Source organism: Streptomyces sp. NPDC047981 (assembly GCF_040653315.1).
Taxonomy (GTDB): Bacteria; Actinomycetota; Actinomycetes; order Streptomycetales; family Streptomycetaceae; genus Streptomyces.
On the sequence record NZ_JBEZNQ010000016.1, the window covers coordinates 110,720 to 123,364 of the forward strand.

The 12,645-nt window shown below is 73.1% G+C and carries 12 protein-coding genes; 10 read left to right on the top strand and 2 right to left on the bottom strand.

The window, feature by feature from the left end; translation table 11 throughout:
* Positions 1 to 103 precede the first annotated feature (103 nt).
* A complete protein-coding gene (locus AB0E14_RS12705) occupies positions 104 to 904 on the bottom strand; it encodes an NAD(P)-binding domain-containing protein (RefSeq protein WP_362415517.1) in 801 nt (266 codons plus the stop codon).
* 62 nt (positions 905 to 966) lie between these two features.
* Here AB0E14_RS12705 and AB0E14_RS12710 point away from each other — a divergent pair, with 62 nt between their 5' ends.
* The 6 genes from AB0E14_RS12710 to AB0E14_RS12735 all read left to right on the top strand — a co-directional run bounded on the left by AB0E14_RS12710 (position 967) and on the right by AB0E14_RS12735 (position 7,643).
* The gene (locus AB0E14_RS12710) at positions 967 to 3,357 is read left to right on the top strand and encodes a molybdopterin cofactor-binding domain-containing protein (RefSeq protein ID WP_362415519.1); all 2,391 of its coding nucleotides are present in this window, start codon (positions 967 to 969) and stop codon (positions 3,355 to 3,357) included.
* A gap of 15 nt (positions 3,358 to 3,372) precedes the next feature.
* The gene (locus tag AB0E14_RS12715; protein WP_362415521.1) at positions 3,373 to 3,852 is read left to right on the top strand and encodes a (2Fe-2S)-binding protein; all 480 of its coding nucleotides are present in this window, start codon (positions 3,373 to 3,375) and stop codon (positions 3,850 to 3,852) included.
* A gap of 50 nt (positions 3,853 to 3,902) precedes the next feature.
* The gene (locus AB0E14_RS12720; protein WP_362415523.1) at positions 3,903 to 4,469 is read left to right on the top strand and encodes a dihydrofolate reductase family protein; all 567 of its coding nucleotides are present in this window, start codon (positions 3,903 to 3,905) and stop codon (positions 4,467 to 4,469) included.
* A gap of 122 nt (positions 4,470 to 4,591) precedes the next feature.
* The gene (locus AB0E14_RS12725; protein ID WP_362415525.1) at positions 4,592 to 5,284 is read left to right on the top strand and encodes an alpha/beta hydrolase; all 693 of its coding nucleotides are present in this window, start codon (positions 4,592 to 4,594) and stop codon (positions 5,282 to 5,284) included.
* A 117-nt stretch (positions 5,285 to 5,401) separates the two neighbouring features.
* Positions 5,402 to 6,238, top strand: coding sequence for a hypothetical protein (locus tag AB0E14_RS12730; protein WP_362415527.1), 837 nt, complete (start codon positions 5,402 to 5,404; stop codon positions 6,236 to 6,238).
* A 115-nt stretch (positions 6,239 to 6,353) separates the two neighbouring features.
* On the top strand, positions 6,354 to 7,643 hold the full coding sequence (locus AB0E14_RS12735; RefSeq protein WP_362415529.1) for a YncE family protein: 1,290 nt from the start codon (positions 6,354 to 6,356) through the stop codon (positions 7,641 to 7,643).
* A gap of 49 nt (positions 7,644 to 7,692) precedes the next feature.
* Here AB0E14_RS12735 and AB0E14_RS12740 read toward each other — a convergent pair whose 3' ends face one another.
* Positions 7,693 to 8,079, bottom strand: coding sequence for a MerR family transcriptional regulator (locus AB0E14_RS12740; RefSeq protein WP_362415531.1), 387 nt, complete (start codon positions 8,077 to 8,079; stop codon positions 7,693 to 7,695).
* Between the two features lie 65 nt (positions 8,080 to 8,144).
* On the opposite strand from AB0E14_RS12740, the gene AB0E14_RS12745 reads away from it, so the two are divergent.
* The 4 genes from AB0E14_RS12745 to AB0E14_RS12760 all read left to right on the top strand — a co-directional run.
* Positions 8,145 to 9,380 (top strand): MFS transporter, encoded by a 1,236-nt coding sequence (locus AB0E14_RS12745; RefSeq protein ID WP_362415533.1) that lies wholly within the window; start codon positions 8,145 to 8,147, stop codon positions 9,378 to 9,380.
* Between the two features lie 172 nt (positions 9,381 to 9,552).
* The gene (locus AB0E14_RS12750; protein ID WP_362415535.1) at positions 9,553 to 10,506 is read left to right on the top strand and encodes an alpha/beta hydrolase; all 954 of its coding nucleotides are present in this window, start codon (positions 9,553 to 9,555) and stop codon (positions 10,504 to 10,506) included.
* Positions 10,499 to 11,677: an acyltransferase gene (locus AB0E14_RS12755; RefSeq protein ID WP_362415537.1), complete on the top strand. Its 1,179-nt coding sequence runs from the start codon at positions 10,499 to 10,501 to the stop codon at positions 11,675 to 11,677. Before AB0E14_RS12750 ends, AB0E14_RS12755 begins: the two co-directional genes overlap by 8 nt.
* Positions 11,678 to 11,702: 25 nt before the next feature.
* A partial coding sequence (locus tag AB0E14_RS12760) for a histidine kinase dimerization/phosphoacceptor domain-containing protein (protein ID WP_362415539.1) occupies positions 11,703 to 12,645 on the top strand: 943 nt, incomplete at its 3' end.

Below are 12,645 nucleotides of genomic sequence, written 5' to 3' on the forward strand. Positions count from 1 at the left end.
CGGCCGTGGTGCGCCGGCCGTGGTGCGCCGACGGACCGGCGCCGACAGGGGTGACCCCGCCGTCACCGGGGCAGGCGTTCGGGGGCGTCGCCCGGGGCCGCCCTCAGCCCCGGAACGTGGCCGGACGCTCGGGAGACGCCTCGGCGAGGGCCTTGGTGACCGCTTCGACCCCGGCCCGCAGGCCGTACACCGGGGTGTCGGGCTGCTGGCGCCAGGACTCGTCGATCCCGCCCGCGTCGACCGTGTCGAAGCCCAACTGGTCGATCAGGGCGCGGACCGTCTTCTTCGCGACCTCGTCGTCGCCCGCGACCGGCAGTGCCATCCGCTCCGGGTCGCCGGCCGGAAGCGGCCGGTCCAGGATGTCCTCGGCGTACGTGCCGTTGAACACCTTGATCACGGGGTGGCCCAGGTGCCGCTCGATCCAGCGGCTCTCGGTGAGACCGTCGTCCTCGATGGCGGCGATCCGACCGTCGCGCTGCTGCGGGTAGTAGTTGTTGGTGTCGATGAGGGCGAAGCCCTCCGCCGCGTCCGCGAAGAGGTTCGAGGGCAGGTCGGGAACCGCCTTGAGCGGCACGGTGACGACGACGATCTCCGCGCCGCGCGCCGCCTCCTCGGCGGTGACGGGCGTCGCGCCGGTCTCCTCGGCGAGCGCCGTGAGGGTGTGCGGACCACGGGAGTTGGCGACGGACACGTCGTGTCCGAGTGCCGTGAGGCGACGGGTGAGGTTGCCGCCGATGTTGCCTGCGCCGATGATGCCGATCTTCATGAACGTTCCTTCCGAGCCGGTGCGACGGGGTGTCACGAAGGGTCTGAACCTCCTGCCCTGGGCGAGGTATTCCCGGTTCGTCCCGCCGTGTCGTGAGGGCTTGGAGGTGCCGCGGTGAATCCTGCGCCGTTCCGGCATGCGGAAGTCGGCGGATGAGCGATGATCCCCCGTGACGTGGTGGTCCGTGGAGAGGGCAGTCGATGACCGTGCGGGAAGACGCGCACCAGCAGCATGAGGGGCGGAACGAGGGGCCGGGCGAGGGGCGGGGCGAGGGGCCGGGCGAGCCGGTACCCGACCGGCGGCGCTTCCTCGGGTACGTGCTCGCGGCGCCGACCCTCACCGTCGCCGCGCAGTTCGGCGAGGCGGTCCTCGCTCCCGCCCCGGCACGCGCCGCCGCCCCGGCACTGGTGCCGTCCCTGCCCGGGCCTTCCGAGATCTACGACCTCAACGACATGCTCACGCACGCCGCCCTGCCCACCGCGAACCTGATCACGATCCGCATCGAGGCCGACGGCTCCGCCTCCTTCGCCCTGCCCCGCGCCGAGGTCGGCCAGGGCATCACCACCTCCTCCGCGATGGTGATCGCCGAGGAGCTCGACCTCCCGCTGGAGAAGGTGCGCGTCACCCTCGCGGACGCCCGCCCGGAACTGCTGTTCAACCAGATGACCGGCGGCTCCAACACCACCATCGCCACCTTCACCCCGCTCCGTGTCGCCGCAGCCGTCGCCCGGGGCCGGCTGCTGCGCGCCGCCGCGCTCGAACTCGGCGAGCTGCTCGGCTCGCTCACCGCCAAGGCCGGCGCGGTCGTCTCCTCGGCGACCGGCCGGAGCCTCGGCTACGGCGAACTGGCCGCGAAGGCGGCCGCGGTGAGTGACGCGGCCGTCGCGGTCGTCCTCAAGAAGCCGTCCGAGTTCACGGTGATCGGCACCGCCCAGCGTCGCGTCGACGCCCTGGAGGCCGTGACCGGCCGCAAGCGGTTCGCGATGGACGTGCGGGTGCCCGACGCCCTGCCCACGATGGTCTGCCGGCCGCCGACCATCAACGGCACCGTCCGCTCGGTCGACAACCTGGCCGAGGTGCGTGCCATGCCCGGCATCACCGACGTCGTACGGATCTCCACCGGCGTCGCCGTGCGCGGCCGAACCTTCGGCCAGTGCATCGACGCCGTCCGGGCCCTCAGCGTCACCTGGGGACCGGGAACCGCCGAGGGGGCCTCGGACGCGACCGTCCAGCGGAAGCTGCGGGCTGCCGAACTGCCGCTGGTCGTGCCGCCGTTGCCGCTGCTCACCAAGGCCGTCGACGCGCGCTTCACCTTCCACTTCTCCAGCAACAGCGCCCTGGAGACCAACTGCGCCGTCGCGGACGTCCGTGCGGACTCGGCCGAGATCTGGGCGAGCCTGAAGACGCCGATCGTGGCGCAAGAACAGATCGCCCTCCGGCTCGGCCTCCCGATCACGGCCGTGAAGGTCCATGTCACCGAGGGGGGCGGCTCGTTCGGCCGCAAGCTCTTCCACGACGCCGCCGGGGAGGCGGCCGAGATCTCCCGGGCCATGGGCAAGCCGGTGAAGCTGATGTGGCACCGGACCGACGACTTCCGGCAGGGCCGTACGCACCCCATGTCGACGTCCCGGGTCCGGGCCACGTACACGCTCGGCGAGGTGCTGACGTACGAGCAGCGCCACACCTCCGTCGCCACCGACTTCGGCCACGGCCTCGGCGAGATCATCACCTCCTCGGCCGCCCAACTGCCGGTGGGAGACCTCGCGTTCTCCGAGACGATCTTCGCGCTGACCCAGCAGAGCCCGTACCACTTCGGGGTCACCACCCAGCTGCTCAGCGAGACGGACAAGGGGTTCAACACCGGCTCCATGCGCGGCATCTACTCGCCGAACGTCCGGTGCGCGCAGGAGCTGGTCGTGGACGAACTCGCCAGGCGCATGGGCAAGGACGCGTACGACTTCCGCCGCCGGCACCTCAAGGAGGAGCGTGCCCGCGCGGTCCTGGACAAGGTCGCCGAGCTGGGCCGTTGGGGCAGGGCGATGCCCTCGGGCACGGCCCAGGGCATCGCGCTCCACCCCGAGTACCACGCCTTCGTCGCCGTGCTCGCCGAGATCGACTGCCGGCCGGAAACCACCGGCCGGAGGATCCCCGACGCGTACACCGGCCCCCGTGTGACCAAGGTCGTCTGCGCGGTCGACGTCGGCCTCGCCGTCAACCCGCGCGGTCTGGAGGCCCAGATGATGGGCGGGATCGCGGACGGCATCGCCCTCGCGCTGACCTCCGGTCTCCACCTCGAGAACGGCCACTTCCAGGAGGGGAGCTGGGACAACTACTTCTACACCCGGCAGTGGAACACCCCGCCGGAGCTGGAGATCGTCGTCATGCCGCCGACCTCGGACCGGCCGGGCGGCGCGGGCGAGCTGGCCGTCGGGGCCGCGATGGCCGCCGTGGCCTGCGCGTACGGCCGGGCCACCGGCACCATGCCGACGACCTTCCCCGTCAACCACGGCGAGCCGCTCTCCTTCGAGCCGCTGCCCACCACCCCGCCGATCCCCGCCTCGCCGGTCGACGGCCTCGACCGCGCCTTCTAGGACCCAGGAGCCACCGTGCCGCACCACACCTTCATCCTCAACGGCAAGGCCGTCACGGCCGAGGTCGAGGACGACGTCCGGCTGCTGTGGGTGCTCCGGGACGTCCTCGGTGTCACCGGCCCCAAGTACGGCTGCGGGCTCGGCGTCTGCCAGGCGTGCACCAGCCACATCAACGGCAAGGCGTTCAACCCCTGCTCCGTGCCGGTCGCGGCGATCGCCCCGACCGACGAGATCACCACGATCGAGGGCCTGCCGGCCACTGTCGGCGCGGAGCTGCACCCGATGCAGGAGGCCTGGCTGGATCTCGACGTGGTCCAGTGCGGCTACTGCCAGCCCGGGCAGATCATGACGGCCGTCGCGAAGGTCCGCGCGGCGCGCGAGGCCGGGCGGGAGATCGACGAGGCCGACCTGGACGAAATCCGCAACATCTGCCGGTGCGGGACCTATAACCGGATCCGAGAGGCGATCGTGGCGGGAGCCCGCCGGATGCCCTGACACCAGCGATGAGCCGGCCCGGGCCGGCCCGGCACGAGGGAGAGCGGACCATGGCACGGAAGATCGTCCTGTTTATGGGGGTCTCCCTCGACGGCTACATCGAGGGACCCGACCGGGACATCAGCTGGCACCGGGTCGACGAGGAGCTGCACCAGTACTTCAACGACGAGCTCGCCACGATGGGCGGCTTCCTCGGCGGCCGGGTCACCCACGAGCTGATGGCCGCCTACTGGCCCGACGCCGGCAAGAGCCCGGACAGCTCGCCGCAGGAGGTGGAGTTCGCCGCCCTCTGGCGCGACATGCCCAAGATCGTCTACTCCACCACGCTGGAGAGCGCGGACTGGAACACGACCGTCGTCCGCCGGGTGGACCCCGACGAGGTCCGGGCCCTGAAGGAGCAGCCCGGCGGTGACCTGGCCCTCAGCGGCGCCGACCTGACGGCGGCGTTCCTCGAGCACGACCTGATCGACGCGTTCCACATCAGCGTCCACCCCGTCCTCATCGGCCAGGGAAAGCCGCTCTTCGGCCCCAGGCACTCCGAGATCCCGCTCACCCTCACCGCGACCCGCACCTTCGGCAACGGCGTGGTGATCCTGCGGTACGACCGGACCCGCTGAGGGGAGGCGGCGGCGCCCCCGTGGCATCGCGGGGCCGCACTCGGCATGCGACGCGAGCGGCGGTGGGTTCTGCTGGGCGGGAATGCCTCGGCTTTCCCGGCATCTCCGAAAGGGCGGAACCCATGGCTGACAAACCCGCGATCGTCCTGGTCCACGGCTTCTGGGGCGGCGCCGCGCACTGGGCCAAGGTCATCGTCGAGCTCCGGCGGCGGGGCTTCGGCGCCCTGCACGCGGTGGAGAACCCGCTGACCTCTCTCGCCGACGACGCCGAGCGCACCCGCAAGATGGTGCGGCAGATCGACGGCCCGGTACTGCTGGTCGGCCACTCGTACGGCGGGGCGGTCATCACCGAAGCGGGCGATCTGCCCAACGTCACCGGTCTGGTCTACATCGCCGCCTTCGCCCCGGACGACGGGGAGAGCCCGGGCGGGATCACCCAGGAGCAGCCCCCCGCCGCCTTCGAGAACATCGCCCCCGACTCCGACGGCTACCTCTGGATCAAGCAGGACAAGTTCCATGAGAGCTTCGCCCAGGACGTGTCGGCGGACGAGGCGCTCGTCATGGCCGTGACGCAGAAGGCGCCGCTCGGATCGACCTTCGGGGACAACGTCACCGCCCCCGCCTGGCGCGCGAAGCCGACCTGGTACCAGGTCTCCACCGCCGACCGCATGATCCACCCGGACAACGAGCGCCGCATGGCGCAGCGCATGAATCCGCGCCGGATCGTCGAACTGGACGCCGGGCACGCCTCGCTGGCCTCCCAGCCCGTCCCCGTGACCGACCTCATCGAGGAGGCCGCCGCGGCGGGCGGCTGAGCGATGCCCGCCCAAGTTGTCACGAGAGCGGCGCCGGCCCTTCCGGTCGTGTTCGTCATGGCTTCCCCGGTCGTACCCAGGATCCTCCTGGGTACGACACAGAGAGAGGCCCCTCCCGTGCAACGACGTGAGTTCGCGGCAGCCGTCACCGCCGCCATCGCCGCCCCGGCCGTCCTGGCCGCGCCTCCGGCACAGGCCGCCGCCTCGGACCGTGCCGCCTCGGACCGTGCCGCCTCGGACCGTGCCGAGCGCCGGGGCGACGAGAGCCGGGGTGGCGAGGGGCTGCCGCACCACATGCTCGCGGTGCTCGCCGCCGAGCTCGACGACAAGGTCGCGGCCCGCGCCCTCGTCCCGCACCTGTACGACGTCGGCTTCGACTGGCGCCCGGAGACCGCCGCACTCGGCGAACTCGACTTCATCGTCGCGTACGGCTTCGGCAACCGGCCCCCGGCCGGCGGCGGCGACCCCTCGAAGGTGCGCCACGAGCCCGGCCCGGTCAACGAGGCGCTGGCCGACACCGTCGCCGCGCTCCGCAAGCGCCGCGACGTGCCCGTCTACGCGCAGTGGGAGATCGCCCGCTTCCTGGAGTCCAAGCACCACATGACCGACGTGACCTCGATCGAGCCCGTCGTCGGCCCCGACGGGACCCTCACCTACCTCTCCACGGACGGCGTCGCCGCCCAGGTCGCCGAGGCAAGGAAGGCGCTCCCCGGAGGCATCGGCACGGCGGGCGTCATCGGCTTCCGCGACCATGTGAAGCGGTGTGTGCAGACCACCCGCGACCGGGGCATGCGGGCGTACGCGCCGCGCGGGATCGAACTGCCCGCGACGTACGACGCCGAGTCAGGTCAGGCCTGGACGCGCCGTCGCGATCTCTACCTGGTGCACGACATGACGGCCCAGTGGACCGTGCTGCGGCAGAAGCTGATCGCGCGCGCCTACCCCAACGGCTGATCCGGTCCGACGCGTTCCGACCCCTTGTGGGCTGCGCGGCAACTCCTTACTGTCGGGTAAGTCGCCCTGGCGGACAGGGCAGTTGATGCCGCACGGTCTCCCGGAAGGAACATCGATGTCTGCTGTCCGGACGCGGGGCGCCCGACGCCTCCTGCTCGGTTCCCTCGCCGCCGCCCTCGCGCTCACCGTCGGAGGCGGCGGTGTCACCGTCGCCGCCCCGCAGGCCGCGTCCTCGGCGCCCACGGGGCACGCGGGCCTCCGGCCGGTCATGTTCGTCGGGAACAACTGGGACGGCACCGCCGACGTCATCGAGGCCGCCGGCGACTTCTCCCGCATCGGCCGGATCAACGTCATCCCGGACCGCGAGCAGCGGATGTGGGAGATCGGGCTCAACCCCGTCAAGCTCGCCTTCTTCCTCGGCGTCCGGCTGGGCCCGGGCGAGGGCCACGACCAGTTCGTCGACGACATGTACGCCACGCCCGACGGATCGGCGATGGTGGTCTCCCGGCCGAGCTTCGCCGACGTCGTCTCGATCGACCTGCGGACCGGCGCGATCAACTGGCGCTTCCCCGTGTCCGGTTTCCGCTCCGACCACATGGCCGTCTCGCCCGACGGCACCCGCGTCGCCGTGTCGGCCTCCACGTCCAACCGGGTGCACGTCCTCGACATCACCACGGGCCGGGAGGTCGGCTCCTTCGCCACCGGGGACAAGCCCCACGAGAACGTCTTCACCGCCGACGGCCGGTACCTGTGGAACATGGCCATCGGCGAGGTGACCACCGCGCTCGACGGCCCCGGCTGGGACTGGACCAAGGGCGACCGCCGCATCACCGTGGTGGACGCCCGCACCTTCGAGCAGGTCAAGGTGATCGACATGCGTGCCCGGCTCGACGCCTTCGGCCGCAAGGACCTCTCCGACGCCGTCCGGCCCGTCGCGTTCACCCCGGACGAGTCCACGCTCTACTTCCAGGTCTCCTTCTTCAACGGCTTCCTGGAGTACGACGTCGCCACCGACCGCATCACCCGGCTCAAGACCCTCCCCGAGAACCCGGCGACCGACCCCGACCGGACCACCTGGGTCAACGACTCGCGCCACCACGGCATGTCCATGAGCCCCGACGGCTCCAAGCTCTGCGTGGCCGCGACCATGGACGACTACGCCACCGTCGTGGACCGGAAGAGCCTCAAGGAGGGCCCGCAGGTGCCGGCCGCCAAGCCGTACTGGGCCACCGTCAGCGGCGACGGCCGTTCCTGCGTCGTCTCGGAGAGCGGCGCGGACAAGGTGACGGCCATCGACTTCGCCACCGGTCGCCCGGTCGCCTCGGTCGCGGTCGGCGACCACCCGCAGCGCGTCCGCCTGGCGCACATCCCGGCCGACTGGACGGGCCCGTCCGCCGTCCGGTGAGCAACCCGGAGCGCGGAGCGGTCGGAGGGAGGCAGTCAGGGGAGGGCGGTCAGAGGGGGGCGACGTTGCCCGTCGCCAACCTCTCCCGTACCGCGTCGAGATACTCGGCCACCGCGTCCCGGTTACGGGTCAGGAACCGGATGCGCTCCGTCATCCGGTCCCGCTCGCCCTCCAGCGTGGCGAGCATCTCGGGGGTGGCGTCGGGGAAATGGATGACACGGGGCTTGTCGAGGCAGGGCAGGATCTGCTTGATGATCCGCGTCGGCAGGCCCGCGTCCAGGAGACCGCGGATCTGCTGGACCCGGTCCACGTTCGACTCGTCGTAGACGCGGTAGCCGTTCGGCAGACGATCGGCCACGATGAGACCCTGTTCCTCGTAGTAGCGCAGCATCCGGCGCGGGGTGCCGGTGCGGTCCGCCAGCTCTCCGATGCGCATGTGGTCCACCTCACAGCTCTTTGCTTTGACCTTCACATCAATGTGAGGGTTTGAGCATACGTGCCATGAGCAACCACACCGCACAGAAGGCCGGTTCGCCCGCACGCGAGAGCCTGCACGGGAGCGCGACCCCCGCCCGGCTGCCCTGGCCCGCGCTTCTCGCCCTGGCCACGGCCGTCTTCGTCACCAGCCTCACCGAGACCCTGCCCGCCGGCGTCCTCCCCGCGATGAGCGCCGACCTCGGCGTCGGCGAACCCGCCATGGGCCAGTCGGTCACCGTCTACGCCGTCGGCACGGCCCTCACCGCCATCCCGCTCACCGCGGCCACGGCCGCCTGGCGCCGCAAGCGGCTGCTGCTCACGGCGGTCGTCGGCTTCGCCGTCGCCAACACGGTCACCGCACTCTCCACCCACTACCCCCTCACCATGGCCGCCCGGTTCCTCGCGGGCGTCGCCGCCGGTCTCGCCTGGGCGCTCCTCGCGGGCTACGCGCGGCGCATGGTGGCCGCCCACCTCCAGGGCCGGGCGATCGCCGTCGTCATGACCGGCATCCCGGTCGCCCTCTCCCTGGGCGTCCCGGCCGGCACCTTCCTCGGCGCCGCGCTCGGCTGGCAGGTGACGTTCCTGCTCATGACCGCACTGGCCGCCGTCCTCACCGCCTGGATCGCGCTCACCGTCCCGGACTTCCCCGGGCAGCCCCGCGGCGGCCGGGCACCGGTCCGGCGGACCCTGGCCGTACCGGGCGTCGCCCCGGTCCTCCTGGTCACCCTCGTCCTCGTCCTCGCCCACACGATCCTGTACACCTACGTCGCCGCCTTCCTCGACCACCGGGGCATGGGCGGCTCCACCGGCACCGTCCTCCTCGTCTTCGGCGCGGCCTCGCTGCTGAGCATCTGGTTCACCGGCCTCCGCATCGACCGGGGCGTCCGCGCCCTGACCCTCGCGGGCACCGCCCTGTTCGCCGTCGCCGCGGGCGCGCTCGCCGCGGCGGCGGACAGCCCGGTCCTCGTCCTCGCGGCCGCCGGGCTGTGGGGGCTCGGCTGGGGAGGCGCGCCGACCCTGCTGCAGACGGCCGTCGGCGACGCCGCCGGCGAGGCCGCCGACACCGCGCAGACCATCCTCGTCAGCCTCTGGAACGCCGCCATGGCGGGCGGTGGCCTCGCCGGCGGCCTGCTGCTCGAAGGCCTCGGCGCGGGAGCCCTGCCCTGGAGCGTCCTGGCTCTCCTGATCCTGGTCCTCGCCGTCGTCGCGGCCGCCCGCACCCACGGCTTCCCGGCCCGCCGAGGCCGCGCCGACGGGTGACGGCGGGCCCTGACGGCGGGGCCGCCCAGCGGGCTTCGAGACGTCGTACCCCTACCCGTCATACTTCGGAGCCACCCGCCGACTGCCCCCTCCGGCGGGACGCCGACGACGACGCGTGATCCCTACCTTCGGCACCGGAACGACTCACCACCCCGGTACGGAAGGACACGCCATGGCGTCCCGCCCGCGCAGCCGCCGGCTGCGCCGCACGCTGCTCACCGCGCTCGTCATCGCCTCCGTGGCGGTGCCCACCGCGGGCGCCGCCCGCCCCGCCGCCGTCCCCGCGCCCCCGCCGCCCGCGCTCGGCCCCCTCGCCCCGGTCACGGCCGACGGCCTCGAAGCCCGGTACGCCGCCAACCGGGACGCCGTCCTCGCCGCCGAGCGGACCGCCGCCGACTACGGCGACCGGAAGCGGGCCGCAGTCCTGCGGGGCATGGCCGCCCGGGACAGGCGGCTCCTCTCCTTCGACGGCCGGGACGGCGGCCGCAGCGTCGAGGTCGTCGGCGACCTCGTGCGCGCCGAGCGCGTCGCCGTCCTCGTTCCCGGCTCCGACACCGCGCTCGGCAGCGAGCGGTTCCGGGCCGGGGCCGTCGCCCTCCACCGGGAGCTGGGGGAGCGGGCCGCGGTCCTCGCCTGGCTCGGCTACAGCACCCCCGCCACCGCGAGCGCCGCCGCCGTGACCCCCGGGCGGGCAGACGCGTCCGCGCCCGGACTGCGCGCGTTCGTCGAGGAGTTGAGGGCCGCCAGGCCCGCCGCCCGGATCACGCTCCTGTGCCACTCCTACGGCTCCGTGGTCTGCGCCAGGGCCGCCCACGGACTCCCCGCCGACGCGCTCGTCCTCTACGGCAGCCCCGGCACCGGCGTCGACCGGGCCGCGGACCTGGGGACCGGGGCCACCGTCTGGGCGGGCCGGGGCGCCGCCGACTGGATCGCCCACGTACCGCACCTGCGGCTCGCGCTGCCTCTCGGCGAACTCGGCTTCGGCACCGACCCGCTCGACCCGGAGTTCGGTGCCCGCGTCGTCGCGGCCGGGTCCGGCGGACACAGCGACTACCTCGTGCCCGGCTCCGTCCCGCTCGCCAACTTCGCCCGGATCGTCGAGGGAAGGGAGCCCACCCGTGCGTGACCTCGTCCGGCGCGTCGAGTCCGCCACCCCACCGGGCCGGGACCGCGGCCTCGACGCGCTGCGCGCCCTGGCCATCCTCGGCGTCGTCCTCGGGCACTGGCTCGTCACCGCCCTCGTCGTCGACAGCGGTACGGTGCGCGGCGCCAGCCCTCTCACCCATCTGCCCGAATTCACCCCGGTCTCCTGGGTGTTCCAGACCCTGGCCGTCTTCTTCCTGGTCGGCGGGGCCGTCGCCGCGCGGAGCCATGCCGCCGCCCGCGCCCACCACGAGAGCCACCGCTACCTGCACTGGCTGGGAGCCCGCCTCGGCAGGCTCTTCCGGCCCGTCGCCGCCGTCCTCGCGGTGTGGACCGTGGTCGCGCTCGCGATGCTCGCCGAGGGAGTGCCCTGGCAGACCGTGCACACGCTCGGCAAGCTCGTGCTCTCCCCGCTCTGGTTCCTGCTCGTCTTCGCCGCGCTGACCGCCGCGACCCCGCTCGTGGTCCGCGTCCACCCGCTGTGGCCGCTCGTCGTCGTCCTCCACGTCGACCTTCTCCGCTTCGGCCTCGACGGACCCGCGTGGCTCGGCTGGATCAACGTGGCCGCCGGCTGGCTCGTCCCGTACTGTCTCGGCGCGGCCTGGTCCCGCAGCGGGCCGAAGGACCGCCGCACCGGCTGGGCCCTGCTGCTCGGCGGGGCCGCCGCCACCGCGCTCCTCGTCGTCCTCGCCGGCTACCCCGCCGCCATGGTCGGCGTCCCCGGCGCCCCGGTCTCCAACCTGAACCCGCCCACCCTCGCCGCCGTCACCTTCGGCCTCGCCCAGTGCGGCGGCGCCCTGCTGCTGCTCGGACCGCTGCGCCGGGCCCTGCGCCGGCCCGCCGCCTGGGCGGCCGTGGCCCTGCTCAACCTCAGCGCCATGACCGTCTTCCTCTGGCACCAGACCGCGATGATCGCCGTGACCGCCACCGGACTGCCGGCGCGTGAACTCCTCGGCCCCGGAGCGCTTCTGGGCCTGCACTCCGTCCCCGACGGCTACGGCTGGGTACTCGCCCGGGTCGCCTGGCTCCCGCTCTTCGCCGCCGCGCTGCTCCTCTGCTGCGCCGCTTTCCACACGTACGAACAGGGCGGCCGGCGCACCCGGACCGACCGCCCGAAGCGCCCCGCCGAGACGAAGGAGGCACGACGTGCCTAGGGTTGACCCGCGGAAACGAGGACAGGTGGGGGAGCGCATGGGGGACGGCTACGGCGTGCGTACGAGGTACGCGCTGCGGGACACGCCGCGCACGGTCCACGGTGAACTGGGGAACTGGGCCCGCGACCCACTGCCCCGCCACACCTGGCTGGGCTGGCTGCCGCACGCCCATGTCGTGCTGTTCGCGGTGCTCGTGGGCATCGGCGACATCAATGTGTACGCCCGGGTCGAGGGCGCCGGCTCGGGCCAGGCCCGCGCGCTGGTCCTCGTCCAGGTGCTCGCGCTCGTCCTTGCGCTGTCCCGGCCCGTGGCGGCCTGGTGGATCTCCACGACCGCGCTCTTCCTGATAGGGCTGAGCACCCAGCACGCCGCCGGCGCGGCCGGGCTCTGGCCCTGGAGCGGTTTCGGGATCGCCCTGCACACCCTGCTGCTGTTGCTCCTCGCTCTGCGCGTGTCCGCGCCGGCCGCCGGTGCCGCCCTGACCCTCACCGTCCTGTCCGGCGCGCTGAACCTCGTCGTCGCGTCGAGCGGGGGCTCCCTGACCGGCGGGACCATCGCCTTCACGATCGCCGTGGTCGTCGGCGTCGCGCTGCGCAGCAGTCGCGTCGCCAGGACCCGGCTCAGCGCCCAGCAGGTCCTCACCGCCGAGGAGCGCTCCCGGCGCACGCTCCTGGAGGAGCGCGGACGGATCGCCCGCGAACTGCACGACGTCGTCGCCCACCACATGTCCGTCATCTCCATCCAGGCGCAGGTCGCCCCGCACCTCGTCGAGAACCCCTCCGACGAGCTGCGCGAGCACCTCGCCGGCATCCGCCAGAACGCGGTCGAGGCGCTCACCGAACTCCGGCGGGTCCTCGGCGTCCTGCGCGCCGAGGACCCCGCCCGCGAACGGGGCGCGGACGCTCCCCAGCCCACCCTGGCGCGCCTCGGCGAAAACCTAGACAACCTGCGTGCCGCCGGGGTCGCCG